The sequence below is a fragment of the Sinorhizobium sp. CCBAU 05631 genome (genome assembly GCF_002288505.1).
GTDB lineage: Bacteria > Pseudomonadota > Alphaproteobacteria > Rhizobiales > Rhizobiaceae > Sinorhizobium > Sinorhizobium fredii_C.
Genome location: NZ_CP023063.1, coordinates 1045560 through 1059049, shown reverse-complemented (window position 1 = coordinate 1059049; position 13490 = coordinate 1045560). Strand labels below are relative to the sequence as shown.

At 62.2% G+C, this 13490-nt stretch carries 14 protein-coding genes; 7 read left to right on the top strand and 7 right to left on the bottom strand.

The genetic code is table 11. The features are described 5' to 3' along the window. Window positions 1-318 precede the first annotated feature (318 nt). Window positions 319-3108: a ribonuclease E/G gene (locus SS05631_RS05060; RefSeq protein ID WP_172900169.1), complete on the top strand. Its 2790-nt coding sequence runs from the start codon at window positions 319-321 to the stop codon at window positions 3106-3108. 185 nt (window positions 3109-3293) lie between these two features. Here the strand turns inward: SS05631_RS05060 and SS05631_RS05055 are convergent, their stop codons facing one another. Further along, a complete protein-coding gene (locus SS05631_RS05055) occupies window positions 3294-4451 on the bottom strand; it encodes an aminotransferase class I/II-fold pyridoxal phosphate-dependent enzyme (protein WP_083853864.1) in 1158 nt (385 codons plus the stop codon). A gap of 228 nt (window positions 4452-4679) precedes the next feature. Here SS05631_RS05055 and SS05631_RS05050 point away from each other — a divergent pair, with 228 nt between their 5' ends. From SS05631_RS05050 to aat, 5 genes are all read left to right on the top strand, one after another. After that, window positions 4680-5447, top strand: coding sequence for a DsbA family protein (locus SS05631_RS05050; RefSeq protein ID WP_050988171.1), 768 nt, complete (start codon window positions 4680-4682; stop codon window positions 5445-5447). A gap of 144 nt (window positions 5448-5591) precedes the next feature. Further along, on the top strand, window positions 5592-6038 hold the full coding sequence (gene aroQ, locus SS05631_RS05045) for a type II 3-dehydroquinate dehydratase (protein ID WP_037414211.1): 447 nt from the start codon (window positions 5592-5594) through the stop codon (window positions 6036-6038). Between the two features lie 22 nt (window positions 6039-6060). Next, entirely contained in the window at window positions 6061-6537 is a 477-nt protein-coding gene (gene accB, locus SS05631_RS05040; RefSeq protein WP_037414209.1) for an acetyl-CoA carboxylase biotin carboxyl carrier protein, read from the top strand. Window positions 6538-6550: 13 nt separating this feature from the next. After that, window positions 6551-7894, top strand: coding sequence for an acetyl-CoA carboxylase biotin carboxylase subunit (gene accC, locus SS05631_RS05035; RefSeq protein WP_037414208.1), 1344 nt, complete (start codon window positions 6551-6553; stop codon window positions 7892-7894). A gap of 9 nt (window positions 7895-7903) precedes the next feature. After that, window positions 7904-8518 (top strand): leucyl/phenylalanyl-tRNA--protein transferase, encoded by a 615-nt coding sequence (gene aat, locus SS05631_RS05030; protein ID WP_037414207.1) that lies wholly within the window; start codon window positions 7904-7906, stop codon window positions 8516-8518. Between the two features lie 70 nt (window positions 8519-8588). Here aat and SS05631_RS05025 read toward each other — a convergent pair whose 3' ends face one another. From SS05631_RS05025 to gatB, 5 genes are all read right to left on the bottom strand, one after another. Continuing rightward, a complete protein-coding gene (locus SS05631_RS05025) occupies window positions 8589-9041 on the bottom strand; it encodes a DUF2155 domain-containing protein (RefSeq protein ID WP_037414205.1) in 453 nt (150 codons plus the stop codon). A 119-nt stretch (window positions 9042-9160) separates the two neighbouring features. Then, window positions 9161-9556 (bottom strand): NADH:ubiquinone oxidoreductase subunit NDUFA12, encoded by a 396-nt coding sequence (locus tag SS05631_RS05020; protein WP_037414202.1) that lies wholly within the window; start codon window positions 9554-9556, stop codon window positions 9161-9163. A gap of 122 nt (window positions 9557-9678) precedes the next feature. Beyond that, window positions 9679-10176 carry a GNAT family N-acetyltransferase gene (locus tag SS05631_RS05015; RefSeq protein ID WP_050988169.1) on the bottom strand — a complete coding sequence of 166 codons (498 nt, stop codon included), beginning with the start codon at window positions 10174-10176 and terminating at the stop codon, window positions 9679-9681. Window positions 10177-10236: 60 nt separating this feature from the next. Further along, on the bottom strand, window positions 10237-10734 hold the full coding sequence (locus SS05631_RS05010; protein ID WP_037414197.1) for a GNAT family N-acetyltransferase: 498 nt from the start codon (window positions 10732-10734) through the stop codon (window positions 10237-10239). 2 nt (window positions 10735-10736) lie between these two features. Beyond that, entirely contained in the window at window positions 10737-12239 is a 1503-nt protein-coding gene (gene gatB / locus SS05631_RS05005; protein WP_037414195.1) for an Asp-tRNA(Asn)/Glu-tRNA(Gln) amidotransferase subunit GatB, read from the bottom strand. A gap of 329 nt (window positions 12240-12568) precedes the next feature. On the opposite strand from gatB, the gene SS05631_RS05000 reads away from it, so the two are divergent. Continuing rightward, window positions 12569-12823: a YjhX family toxin gene (locus tag SS05631_RS05000; protein WP_037414193.1), complete on the top strand. Its 255-nt coding sequence runs from the start codon at window positions 12569-12571 to the stop codon at window positions 12821-12823. A 173-nt stretch (window positions 12824-12996) separates the two neighbouring features. Here SS05631_RS05000 and SS05631_RS04990 read toward each other — a convergent pair whose 3' ends face one another. Continuing rightward, complete coding sequence (locus SS05631_RS04990) at window positions 12997-13470, bottom strand: GNAT family N-acetyltransferase (protein ID WP_037414191.1); 474 nt, start codon at window positions 13468-13470, stop codon at window positions 12997-12999. Window positions 13471-13490: the final 20 nt, after the last annotated feature.

The following is a 13490-nucleotide window of genomic DNA, read 5'->3' as shown; positions in this document are numbered from 1 at the left end:
TGGATCGCAATTTCCGGCGGTGGCCGGAGTTCTTGATGGTGATTTTCACCGACTGCCCGCAAGCGGGCGTATTCATCGGACCTCCCCTCGAGGTCCAGGACATTGGCATTCTTGTTTGGTCTTTGATGTGACTCAGCAGCATCGGTCAGGAGTAAAGAGGCCCCGGGACGAGATCGTTCCGGCTGCCGTCTGGCTGCTGCACCATCACCTGCGCCAAACAGGACCTTTCACATCCGGCGCAGCTTCCGACGAGTTCGACAGCCTTCCAAGCGAAGTGCCTCTGTCTGCCGTTGCCCTGCGCCGAGGAGCAGAGCTTAGATGGCAGAGAAAATGCTTATCGATGCGTCTCACTCAGAGGAGACGCGCGTCGTTGTCGTTCGCGGGAACCGCATAGAAGAATTCGATTTCGAATCGGAACATAAGAAGCAAATCCGCGGCAATATCTATCTGGCCAAGGTGACCAGAGTGGAGCCGTCGCTGCAGGCGGCCTTCGTCGATTATGGCGGCAATCGCCACGGCTTCCTGGCCTTCGCCGAAATTCACCCCGACTACTATCAGATCCCCCTCGCCGACCGTCAGGCGCTGTTGAAGGCGGAAGCCGAAGAGGCCCGCCGCGAGGACGACGTCGAGCCGGTCGAGACCGCAGACGAGCAAACCGTCGCGCCGACAAGGGACGAGGCTCCGGCTGAAGAAGCCGCCGAGACAGTCGAGCCAACTGAGACGACCGAACCGGAAACGGAAGTCAAGGCAGAGGCGGAGAAGCCGAAGGCCAAGCCGAAGCGCACGCGCCGGGCGAAAGCCAAGGCCAGCGAACAAAAGGAAGAGGCGCAGGGCGACGCCGAGGCGAGTGATGAGGGCAGCAGCGGCGAAATGGCCGCGATGGTCGACGTCGACTCGATCTCCGAGGACGTCGATGCGCGCCGCCGCCGCGACGATGATGACGACGATGACGACGGCCATGACGGCGAGAAGGAAATCATCGAGTCTGTCGGCGCAGAAGATGCGATGGAAGAGGTTCCGGACCGGCAGGTCCGCAAGCCGCGAAAGCAGTACCGCATCCAGGAAGTGATCAAGCGCCGGCAGATCCTGCTCGTCCAGGTCGCGAAGGAAGAACGCGGCAACAAGGGCGCGGCGCTCACCACCTATCTTTCGCTCGCGGGCCGCTATTCGGTGCTGATGCCGAACACGGCGCGCGGCGGCGGCATCTCCCGCAAGATCACCAACTTGCAGGACCGCAAGCGCCTCAAGGAAATCGCCCGCGGTCTCGACGTGCCGCAGGGCATGGGCGTGATCCTGCGCACCGCTGGCGCCAACCGCACCAAGGTCGAGGTCAAACGCGACTTCGAATATCTGATGCGGCTGTGGGAGAACGTCCGCACGCTGACCTTGAACTCCACCGCCCCCTGCCTCGTCTATGAGGAAGGCAGCCTGATCAAGCGTTCGATCCGCGACCTCTACAACAAGGATATCAGCGAGATCATCGTCTCCGGCGAAGAGGGCTACAAGGAAGCCAAGAGCTTCATGAAGATGCTGATGCCGAGCCACGCGAAGGTCGTGCAGCCCTATCGCGACGTGCATCCGATCTTCTCGCGTTCCGGCATCGAAGCCCAGCTCGACCGCATGCTGCAGCCGCAGGTGACGCTGAAGTCGGGCGGCTATATCATCATCAACCAGACCGAGGCGCTTGTCTCGATCGACGTGAACTCCGGTCGCTCGACCCGCGAGCATTCGATCGAGGATACCGCGCTGCAGACCAACCTGGAGGCGGCCGAGGAAGTCGCGCGCCAGCTGCGTCTTCGCGACCTTGCCGGCCTGGTGGTCATCGACTTCATCGACATGGAAGAAAAGCGCAACAACCGCGCCGTCGAGAAGAAGCTTAAGGACTGCCTGAAGAACGACCGGGCGCGCATCCAGGTCGGCCGCATCTCGCATTTCGGCCTGCTTGAAATGTCGCGCCAGCGCATCCGCGCCTCGGTGCTCGAAAGCACGATGCAGTCCTGCCCGCATTGCAACGGCACGGGCCACGTTCGCTCGCAGTCTTCCGTCGCGCTGCATGTGCTGCGCGGTATCGAGGAACATCTGCTAAAGAACACCACGCACGACATCGCGGTCCGCACGATCCCGGAAATCGCGCTCTACCTTCTCAATCAGAAGCGCGGCACGATCACCGACTATGAGCGGCGCTTCGGCGTCTCGATCATCATCGAGGCGGACGCGCATGTCGGCGCCCAGCACTTCGCGATCGACCGAGGCGATCCGGTCGAGAATCCGGTGAAGATCGAGCAGCTTCTGCATTTCGAGCCGGAGCCGGAAGAAGAAGAAGAAGAAGACATCGTCATCGAGGAGGATCTGGACGAGGAGGAAGCGGAAGAGACCGCGGCCGAGCGTCCGGGACAGCCGAAGGCGCAGGCCTCCGACGACCAGGGCGGCCGCAAGCGCAAGCGCCGTCGCCGGCGGCGCGGCAAGGGTGCCGGCCACGGACCGGAATCGGTCGCGGCGGAAGCCGGAGACGCGCTTGATGGCGCGGCTGACGAAGGCGACGAGTCCGAGGACGAAGGCGAGGCCCAGGATGCCTTGACGGCAGACGGGGATCAGAAGCGCAAGCGTCGCCGTCGCGGCAAGCGGGGCGGCCGCCGCAACCGGCCAGAAGCCGAAGGTGAGGCCGCTCTTGCTGCAGAGTCCGATGACGAGCCGGCCGATGCCGAAGAGGCAGCGGACGCCAACGACGCCGATGCAGCTGCCGCCGCGGCCGTCGAACAGGTCGTAAATGCGGCGTCTGTCAAGGCCGAGACTCCCGCTGCCGAAGCCAAGCCGGCGAAACCGAAGCGCAGCCGCAAGAAAGCCGTGGCCGCCGAGGCACCGGCGGAAAATGCCGACACGGCGGCCGAACAGGCTGTCGAAGCGCAGCCGGATGAAACCGGTCCTGCTCAAGTCGAGGAAGCGGTTGCAGACCTGGAGGCCGGCAAGCCCGCACGCTCCAATCGGGATCTGACGACGATTGCTTCCGAGCCCGTGGTCACATCGAATGTGGCCAAGGCCGACAGCAGCGAAGAAGAGGCAGCCAAGCCGAAAAAAGGCGGCTGGTGGCAGCGCCGCGGCTTCTTCTGAGAAAGCATAGGCTTACCAAGCAAAAGGCCCGGAACATTCCGGGTCTTTTTTGTTACTGCATGCCTCCTTAAATCGACCTCGATTTAGGGAGGCATGCAGTAATTCAAAGTGCTACAGGGACCTTTGCGCGTCTGATAAGACGCGCGGCGCTGTAGTAGCGGTCGACGCGCCCGACCCGAAGGCGGTTATTTCAACCAATGCGCAATGCGGTCCATCGCTTCGGCCATTTCGGCGGGCGCGCCGGCATAGGAAAAACGCATGCTGCGATGCCCTTCGAGCGGATCGAAATCGAAGCCGGGCGTGGCGGCGACATTGATCTCGGCGAGCATGCGACGGGCGAAGGCCATGCTGTCGTTGGTGAAGCGGCTGACGTCGACATAGGCATAGAAGGCGCCGTCCATCGGTGAAGCGATCGAAAAGCCCATCTCCGGCAAACGCGTCAGCAGGAGGTCGCGATTGGCGGCATAGGCGCGCTTGTAACCATCCAATTCCTCATGCGCGCCGAGGGCGGCCTCCGCGGCAACCTGGGAGAGCTCCGGCGGCGAAATATAGAGGCTCTGGGCAATGCGCTCGAAGACACGCACCTGAGCCTCCGGCAGCACCATCCAGCCGATGCGCCAGCCGGTCATACAATAATATTTCGAAAACGAATTGATGACGACCGCATCGTCGGCGATCTCGAGGACCGAGGTCTCCTCGCCGGCAAAGGTCAGCCCGTGATAGATCTCGTCGGAGATGAAGGCGATCGATCGGGCGCGGCAATAGTCGGCGAGCGCCTTGAGACGCTCCCTTCCCGTGACTGTGCCGGTCGGGTTTGCAGGGCTGGCAAGAAGCACCCCCTTCAGAGGCTTGCCGGCCTGCGCCGCCGCCCGCTCCAGGCTTTCGGGCGTGAGCGTAAAACCTGTATCGGCGTTGGCTTCGATCTCGACCACGCTCAGGCCGAGCGCGGCCATGATATTGCGGTAGGCAGGATACCCGGGCCGGGCGATGGCGACGCAATCGCCCGGATCGAAGAGAGCCAGGAAGGCCAGATTGAAGCCCGCGGAGGAGCCGGTGGTGATCGCAACCCGCTGCGGATCAAGCGCGATGCCGTGGCGGCTCTGATAGTGGGCGGCGATTGCCCGCTTCAGCGAGAGGGTCCCGAGGGCGTCGGTATAGCCGAGGCGGCCGTGCTCCAGCGCCCGCCGCGCCGCCTCCAGCGCGGCCTTTGGGGCGGGATGGGCCGGCTGGCCGACCGCCATCGAGATGACGGGATGGCCGGCATCGCGGCGACGCGTCGCTTCCGCCAATACATCCATGGCATGGAACGGTTCGACGGCGCTGCGTTTCGACATCTGTGCCAATGGCTGACCCTCGCAAGTTGACTGGACGCCCGCCCTTTGCCCGATCGCTGCACGCTTCACAAGTATGGGAGCGCCGCAATTCGGCCGATTTTGCCGTTTCGTTTCGCGCCCGCGCACCCTATGCTCGCTTTCGACGGCAGGCTCGCTATCGTCGTTGTCTATGAAGATGCGTTGACGCGGCAGTGCGAAATGGGCGACAGACAGGTACGAGAAGACAACGAGGGAATGATGACGCTCAGGAAGAAGATGATTGCCGCCGGAGCGCTGATCGCGCTTGCAGCCGGCATTGCCCTGCCCCAATCCGCGGCGGCGCTCGATGCAAAGCAGAAGGAAGAGATCGGCGCCTTCATCAAGGAATATCTCATCGCCAATCCGGAAATCATGCTGGAAGTGCAGGAAGCCCTGTCCGCCAAGCAGCGCGCCAAGCAGCAGGAAGCTTCGCAAGTGGCGATCGCCAAGAACGAAAAGGCGATCTTTAATTCCGCCTACGACGTTACACTCGGTAACCCCAAGGGCGACATCACCATCGTCGAATTCTTCGACTATAATTGCGGCTACTGCAAACGGGCGCTCTCGGACATGGACGAGATCATCGCCAACGACAAGAATGTCCGTTTTGTCTTGAAGGAACTCCCGATTCTCGGCCCCGACTCGCTTGCCGCGCACAAGGTCAGCGCCGCCTTCCGCTCGATCGCGCCGGAGAAATACGGCGACTTCCACCGCGCCCTGCTCGGCGCCGAGGAGCGGGCGACGGAGGAAACGGCGATCGCCGTTGCCGCCAAGCTCGGCGTTACCGAAGAGCAATTGCGCGACAAAATGGAAGACGATCCGAATGACGCCGCGGTGCGCGAAGCCTACATGCTCGCCAACGATCTCGGCATCACCGGCACCCCCTCCTACGTCATCGGCAACGAGGCGGTTTACGGCGCCGTCGGCGCCGCCGAAATCACCGGGAAGGTCGCCAACATGCGCGAGTGCGGCAAGACCACCTGCTGACAGCCGAAGCGGAACGCGTCACGTCGTTCAGCCTTTCCCATCCGCCTATGACTTGTGGACAAATCCCCCGGGAGACCGGGGGGCTTTCCCTCGCCGAACCATCGGTCTATAGGTAACCCTCCCATCATCGGACCGGAATCCCTTATGCCCTCGACGATTTTTGTGCTGAACGGCCCAAACCTGAATGCCCTCGGCAAGCGCGAACCAGGCATCTACGGCGGCCAGACCCTGGCCGATATCGAGGCGATGTGCAAAGCGGAGGGGAAGCTCCTGGGCTTCGACGTCGATTTCCGCCAATCCAACATCGAAGGCGTGCTGGTCGACTGGCTGCACGAGGCCGGCGAAAAGGCCGCCGGCGTCGCCATCAATCCGGCCGCCTACGGGCACACGTCGATTGCCATGCACGATGCCATTCGTGCCATCACCGTCCCCGTCGTCGAATTGCATCTTTCCAACATCCATGCGCGCGAGGAATTCCGCCACAAGTCGATGATTGCGCCGGCCGTCAAGGGCGTGATCTGCGGCTTCGGCGCGCAGAGTTACATTCTGGCGCTGCATGCGCTAAAGAACCTGACAAACACGTCGAAATAAGAAGTACACGAGGCTCATATCCATGGCTGACAAGAAACCCGGTATCGATCAGGCGCTGATCCGCGATCTCGCCAATATCCTCAAGGATACCGACCTGACCGAGATCGAAGTGGAACAGGACGATCTGCGCATCCGCGTTTCGCGGAACGGCACGCCTGTCGCCATGCCCATGGCGGCAATGCCCAGCTATCAGCTGCCGGCGGCCGTTGCCGCTGCACCCGCGCCGATGGCTGCGCCCGTCGCAGCAGAAGGCGGCCACAATGCCAAGAATGCGGTAACCGCGCCAATGGTCGGCACGGCCTATCTCGCTCCCGCTCCCGGCGCCCGCCCGTTCATCGAAGTCGGCGCGACCGTCAAGGAAGGCCAGACGATCCTGATCATCGAGGCGATGAAGACGATGAACCAGATTCCGGCGCCGCGCTCGGGCAAGGTGACGGAAATTCTCGTGCAGGATGCCGCCCCCGTCGAATTTGGCGAACCCCTGATCGTGATCGAATAAAGGCGCGTTGGCGATGATCTCGAAAATCCTCATTGCCAATCGCGGCGAAATCGCGCTCCGCGTGCTGCGCGCCTGCAAGGAGCTCGGCATCGCGACCGTCGCCGTGCATTCGACTGCAGACAGCGACGCCATGCACGTGCGGCTCGCAGACGAGAGCGTCTGCATCGGACCGCCGCCGTCGCGCGAGAGCTATCTGAACATCCATCAGATCGTCGCCGCCTGCGAGATCACCGGCGCGGATGCGGTGCATCCCGGTTACGGCTTTCTTTCTGAGAATGCCAAGTTCGCGGATATCCTCGAAGCGCACGGCATCACCTTCATCGGCCCGACGGCGGAGCACATCCGGCTGATGGGCGACAAGATCACCGCCAAGAAGACGGCGGAAGAGCTCGGAATCCCGGTCGTTCCCGGCTCCGACGGCGAGGTGAAGCCGGAGAACGCGCTGAAAGTCGCCCGCGAGATCGGCTTTCCGGTCCTGATCAAGGCGACCGCCGGCGGCGGCGGGCGCGGCATGAAGGTCGCCAGAACCGAGGAAGACCTCGAGCACGCCGTCGCAACGGCACGTTCCGAGGCCGCAGCCGCCTTCGGCAATGACGCGGTCTATATGGAGAAGTTTCTCGGAAAGCCGCGCCATATCGAGATCCAGATCGTCGGCGACGGCGAAGGCAATGCGATCCATCTCGGCGAACGCGACTGCTCGCTGCAGCGCCGCCACCAGAAGGTCTGGGAAGAAGCCAACTCCCCGGCGCTCAACGTCGAGCAGCGCATGAGGATCGGCCAGGTCTGCGCCGACGCAATGAAGAAGATGAAGTATCGCGGCGCCGGCACGATCGAGTTTCTCTACGAGGACGGCGAGTTCTATTTCATCGAAATGAACACGCGCTTGCAGGTCGAGCATCCGATCACCGAAGCGATCACCGGCATCGACCTGGTGCATGAGCAGATCCGCGTGGCATCGGGCGCCGGCCTTTCGGTCAAGCAGGAAGACGTCGTCTTCTCCGGCCACGCCATCGAATGCCGCATCAATGCCGAGGATCCGCGCACCTTCGTTCCCTCCCCGGGTACGATCACGCATTTCCACGCGCCCGGCGGTCTCGGGGTGCGGGTCGACAGCGGCGCCTACCAGGGCTACCGCATCCCACCCTATTATGACAGCCTGATCGGCAAGCTGATCGTCCACGGCCGGACCCGCGTCGAATGCATGATGCGTCTGCGCCGCGTGCTCGACGAGTTTGTCATCGACGGAATAAAGACGACGTTGCCGCTTTTCCAAGACCTGATAAACAATCAGGATATCGCCAACGGTGATTACGATATTCACTGGCTGGAGCATCATCTGGCCGCAACGTCCGCATAGGGTACGAGATTGAAAGGACCGCGCAGCAAACAACCGGAAATCACCCCGGACATGTTGTTGCGCGCCTATTCCATCGGCCTGTTTCCAATGGCCGATTCGGCAGACGATCCGGAGCTCTTCTGGGTCGAGCCGGAGATTCGCGGCGTCATCCCGCTGGATCGGTTTCACATCTCTCACAGTCTCGCCAAGCGAATCCGCAAGCGGCCCTTCGATATCCGCTTCGATACGGCTTTCGAATCGGTCGTCGAGGGATGCGCGCAGCCCGCGCCGGGTCGGCCGACCACGTGGATCAACGACAAGATCCGTTCCCTCTACGCGGCATTGCACCGCATGGGCTACGCCCATAGCGTCGAAGCCTGGGAGGGCGACAGGCTCGTTGGCGGCCTCTACGGTGTCTCGCTCGGGGCGGCCTTCTTCGGCGAGAGCATGTTCTCGCTACGCACCGACGCTTCGAAAATCTGCCTTGTCCATCTTGTCGAGAGGCTTCGCGCCAAGCACTTCCAGCTGCTCGACACCCAGTTTACCACCGACCATTTGAAATCCTTCGGCGCTGTGGACGTGCCGAAGGCCGAATATGACCTGCTGCTCGCCCGGGCTATCGCCTCGCCGAATCTCGAATTTTAGTCAACACGGCGGAGCAGGCGTCTTTCAGGCGAACCGACGCCCTCAGCATGCATTTGGGTAGAAGGGCGCCCTACTGCTTCGCCGCTGTATCCGGCGGAGGAACGTCGGAGTTTGGCTTGCAGGACTGGAGCCACACGTCATAGACGGGGTGCTCGACGGCGTTGAGGCCCGGGCTGTCGGCAAACATCCAGCCGGTGAAGATGCGGCGGATCTTTCGGTCGAGCGTGATCTCGTCGACATCCACGAAAGTGGTGGTCTTCGGTGCCTCCGTCTCGTCGCGGCTGTAGCAGACATGCGGGGTCACCTGCAGAGCGCCGAACTGCACCGTCTCGCCGATATAGACGTCGAAGGTGGTGATGCGGCCGGTGATCTTGTCGATGCCGGAAAAGACCGCGACGGCGTTCGAGAGGCGCGCGGCGCGCGCCGGCTCGACGGAGGAAATCAACGGCAGGGCCAGAAGAAATGCAAGGCCGATGCTTCGGGCCGTCCGGCCGATCAAATTCCGCAGACAGAAACCTGCCATTCCCGCCAATCCCCTGCGATGCTGTTTTTCCTGGATAGCCCTCAGGCGCTAAACCGAAAATGTGGCTGCGCCGTGATCAATGCTCGAGAGTCGAGATCGGGGCGGCGGCCCGATTGCGACTAGGAGCGCGGCGTCCAGGCGTCGTAGTCGCCGGTCACGCGCGGGCGCAGGCCTGCATTGGCGAGCGAACCCTTCGGCCGATAGGCGTTGGGCGTGCCGGTCGGGTTCGGGCGGTGCGGCTGCTGCCATTCGCGTGCGGCGTATTTTTCGTCGGCGGGCGAAATGTCGGTGCGATGATGCATCCAGCCGTGCCAGCCTGGAGGAATGGCAGAGGCCTCGGCCGGGCCGTTATAGATCACCCAGCGCCGCGTGCGGCCCTCGGAATCCGTGCCGCCCTGATAGTAGACATTGCCGAACTCGTCTTCACCGACACGCTGGCCATGCCGCCAGGTATGGAAGCGCGTACCGATCGTCTGTCCGTTCCACCAGGTGAAAATCTGCAGCAGGAGCTTCATAGGCATTCGTCCCTTGCCGGCCGATCGAAGGGGCGGCCGGATATCAAATCGCGTCCCCGCTTATGCCGTGCCACTCATGCCTTGTCCAGTGGCCTTGTCCAGTGATTCCACCGGCCCGGCGGTCATTTCACCGGCATATTGAAGCCGAAATGGCTGCGCTCGAAACCAAGGCGTTCATAGAAGCGATGGGCGTCGACTCGCGACGCGTTGGACGTCAGCCGCACTTTCGCGGCACCCTTTTCCCGCGCCTCGGCAATGGCGTGGCGGACCATCCGTTCACCGATACCACGGCCGCGCATATCTTCCCTGGTCTGCACGGCCTCGATCACCAGGCTGGAACTGCCGCGCCCGGGAAGCGATATCGAGAGTGCCGTCTGGAAAGTCCCGACGACCTCGCCACCGACGCAGGCGACGTAGAGCGCCTGGTGCGTCGAGGCCTTGATCCGCTCGAAAGCGGCCAGATAATCGGCAAAGGCTTCGGCGTCGATCGTGTCGCCGTGACCGCCAAGGGTGTCATTTGCAAACAGGGCAATGATCGCCGGCAGGTCTTCGCGTTCAGCTTTGCGAATCTCTAATTCCATGACCGTGCTACCCCGACATATAGAATTCAGGTGGCGCATCAAACATGGTGAGGCGACAGCGTTGTGACAGCGCATGTGGAGCGCCGGGCACCCGGCAGATCAGGAAAGGCGCTTCTCAAGAACCAGCGCTGGCACACCGGAGTCGTCCTCTCCGCAGTTGGCCGTCTTTCCGACGTCCGAGAAGCCATGCGCCCGATAAAAGGCGAGCGCCTTCAGGTTCTCCGGCTCGACCTCCAGCCGCATGCGCTCGGCATCCGGAAAACAGGTTTCGAGTTCGGCGAACATGTCGCCGCCGATGCCCTGCCGCTGGTATTTCGGCAGGACGTAGAGCTGATGAAGAATGGCGGTCTTTGCAAGCGTCTCCGACATCGACGCAAAGCCCATGCCGGCGATCTCCTTGCCATTGTCCGCAACGACGAATTCCCCATTCTTGCGTCGCAGCCGAGCCCTCAGGGCATCAAGCGAGTGCCCCTTGACCGTCAGTTCGTTAACCTTGTCGACGCCATAGAGGCTGTCATAGGTCGCATGCCAAGTCTCGACAAGCAGAGCGCGCACCTTCTCGAGGTCGCGCTCGCTCGCCGTGCGGACGAAGAACATCGTCACTCTTCGATGCCGAGCTTGGACTTGACGAGAGCCTGCACGGCCTGCGGGTTGGCCTTGCCGCCGGTCGCCTTCATTACCTGGCCGACGAACCAGCCGGCCAGCGACGGCTTCGCCTTGGCCTTCTCCACCTGGTCCGGGTTGGCGGCGATGATTTCATCAACCGCCTTCTCGATGGCGCCGGTGTCGGTAACCTGCTTCATGCCGCGGCTCTCGACGATTTCGGCCGGGTCGCCACCCTCGTTCCAGAGAATCTCGAAGAGATCCTTGGCGAGCTTGCCGGAGATCGTCCGCGCCTTGATGAGATCGATGATGCCGCCGAGCTGGGTCGGCGAAACCGGAGTCTCTTCAATGGCTTTGCCGGCTTTGTTCAAGGCGCCCAACAGGTCGTTGATCACCCAGTTGGCGGCAATCTTGCCGTCGCGCCCTTCGGCCACTGCCTCGAAGTAGTCGGCGATCGCCTTTTCCGAGACGAGAACCGAGGCATCATAGACCGACAGCCCGAGGTCGCGTACGAAACGTTCCTTCTTGTCGTCCGGCAGCTCCGGCAGATCGGCCTCGAGCGCCTCCACAAAGGCGTCGTCGAACTCGAGCGGCAACAGATCCGGATCGGGGAAATAGCGGTAATCGTGCGCATCCTCCTTGGAGCGCATTGAGCGGGTCTCGCCCTTGTTCGGGTCGAAGAGCCGCGTCTCCTGGTCGATCGTGCCGCCATCCTCGAGAATCGCGATCTGGCGACGGGCCTCGTACTCGATCGCCTGGCCGACGAAGCGGATGGAGTTGACGTTCTTGATCTCGCAGCGCGTGCCGAACGCCTCGCCCGGGCGGCGCACCGAGACGTTGACATCGGCGCGCATGGAGCCCTCGTCCATGTTGCCGTCACAGGTGCCGAGATAGCGCACGATCGAGCGCAGCTTGGTGAGATAGGCCTTGGCCTCGTCCGACGAGCGCAGGTCCGGCTTCGAGACGATCTCCATCAGCGCCACGCCGGAGCGGTTGAGATCGACATAGGACATGGAGGGATGCTGGTCGTGCATCGACTTTCCGGCATCCTGTTCCAGGTGCAGGCGCTCGATGCCGATCTCGACATCCTCGAACTGGCCTTGGCGGTCCGGACCGATCGAAATCGTGATCTTGCCTTCGCCGACGATCGGATCCTTGTACTGCGAGATCTGGTAGCCCTGCGGCAGGTCCGGATAGAAATAGTTCTTCCGGTCGAAGATCGAGCGGTGGTTGATCTTGGCTTTCAGCCCGAGGCCGGTGCGTACGGCCTGCTTGACGCATTCCTCGTTGATCACCGGCAGCATGCCGGGCATGGCCGCATCGACGAGCGAGACATTGGCATTGGGCGCGCTTCCGAACTCGGTCGACGCTCCGGAGAACAGCTTCGAATTGCTCAGCACCTGAGCATGAACCTCCATGCCGATGATGACCTCCCAGTCGCCGGTGGCGCCGGGGATGAAGCGTTTCGGATCGGGAGTGCGGACGTCGACGATGCTCATCTCATGCTCTTCTTTGAAGCCTGAATTTTGACGTTTCTCGGTAGAGCAATTGGTTCAGCGGTGCAAGGCTTGTGAGGCGCGCTACGGCCAAGCGCACCCGCCCTCTCAACGCCGCCGGTCCTTGCAACCTTGACGTTATTGCGGTCGTCTTTTAGAAGAACCTGTGCGAACGGAGTCTTTATGTTCCTTCAGTCTGAGTCCCGGTAAGGGCCCTGCCCGCATTCATCACGAACTGCGCGCACGGGCCGGAAACGCGAACCCCGCCCATCTCACGATCGGCGGACCGTCTTCCTGCGTTCTGAAGAACGCCATTCCGGAACACTCAAGACATGGACATTTCGCGCGCCGAACAGCGCATTCTTCACCATTTGGCCCAGGGCGGCCGCATTGAAATCAGGCGGGAAGGCAAGACGATCGCCGAGATCCGCTGCTTCACACGCGACGGCTGGGTCTATCCCGGCGTCAGCCTCGAGCTCTTTCGCAAGCTGAAACGCAAGAGGGCGATCAAGTCGTCCTGCGGAAGGCCCTATCGCATTACCGAACGCGGGCTCTATTTGGTCCGCTCCGAACTCGACAACCGGTGACCCCTACTGCTGTGTCCTTAAAATCGACCTCGGTTTAAGGACAAAGACGTGCAGCAATTCAAAGTGCTACAGCGCCTTTGCGCGCCTGATAAGACGCGAGGCGCTGTAGGCATGTAACCATCCGGTTGCAAACCGGAGATGACAGTCATGTCCGGTTTGGCTCCTGCCGTCGCCTATAATTGCTTGGAGAGACCGATGAATTCCATGTCGCGGTCGAGCTTCTGCGAATAGGCGGTCGACAGCCACTTTACCCGGTAGCCGGCGCTTTGGAAGAAGGCGACCGCGCACGCGTTCTGCGCATGCGTCCTGGCGTTTGCGACATCAAATCCTTCAGCCACCATGCGCTGCTCCATGTCGGCCAGCAGCGCTTTGCCGAGACTCCTTCCCTGCGCGCCGGGGTCGATCCAAAGATCGGAGATCGTGCTGTCGAGATCCTCGCGGGCGGCCCAGCCGCAGATACGGTTCTCTTCCTCGATCAGGAGAACGGAAAGCCAGTGCTTCGCGAGGAAATCGACAAAGGCGCGCTCAGCTGCCACGCGCATTGCTGCGGCATCGGCCAGTCCCGCAATCGCCTTTGCCCAAGCCCTGATCCCGATCGCCGCAAGGAGACCGGTCTCGTTCTGGCGAGCGTGACGGATGACGATCATGCGGCAGAGCCCCTTCCCGC

Excerpts from the sequence above, each read along its gene's own strand:
- SS05631_RS05015 (WP_050988169.1), bottom strand. The coding sequence starts at position 10,176 with ATGCGCCACCTGAATTCTATATGTCGGGGTAGCACGGTCATGGAATTA.
- aroQ (WP_037414211.1), top strand. The coding sequence starts at position 5,592 with ATGCCCTCGACGATTTTTGTGCTGAACGGCCCAAACCTGAATGCCCTC.
- SS05631_RS05020 (WP_037414202.1), bottom strand. The coding sequence starts at position 9,556 with ATGAAGCTCCTGCTGCAGATTTTCACCTGGTGGAACGGACAGACGATC.
- accC (WP_037414208.1), top strand. The coding sequence starts at position 6,551 with ATGATCTCGAAAATCCTCATTGCCAATCGCGGCGAAATCGCGCTCCGC.
- accB (WP_037414209.1), top strand. The coding sequence starts at position 6,061 with ATGGCTGACAAGAAACCCGGTATCGATCAGGCGCTGATCCGCGATCTC.
- SS05631_RS05050 (WP_050988171.1), top strand. The coding sequence starts at position 4,680 with ATGACGCTCAGGAAGAAGATGATTGCCGCCGGAGCGCTGATCGCGCTT.
- SS05631_RS05000 (WP_037414193.1), top strand. The coding sequence starts at position 12,569 with ATGGACATTTCGCGCGCCGAACAGCGCATTCTTCACCATTTGGCCCAG.
- SS05631_RS05025 (WP_037414205.1), bottom strand. The coding sequence starts at position 9,041 with ATGGCAGGTTTCTGTCTGCGGAATTTGATCGGCCGGACGGCCCGAAGC.
- SS05631_RS05060 (WP_172900169.1), top strand. The coding sequence starts at position 319 with ATGGCAGAGAAAATGCTTATCGATGCGTCTCACTCAGAGGAGACGCGC.
- SS05631_RS05010 (WP_037414197.1), bottom strand. The coding sequence starts at position 10,734 with ATGTTCTTCGTCCGCACGGCGAGCGAGCGCGACCTCGAGAAGGTGCGC.
- gatB (WP_037414195.1), bottom strand. The coding sequence starts at position 12,239 with ATGAGCATCGTCGACGTCCGCACTCCCGATCCGAAACGCTTCATCCCC.
- SS05631_RS04990 (WP_037414191.1), bottom strand. The coding sequence starts at position 13,470 with ATGATCGTCATCCGTCACGCTCGCCAGAACGAGACCGGTCTCCTTGCG.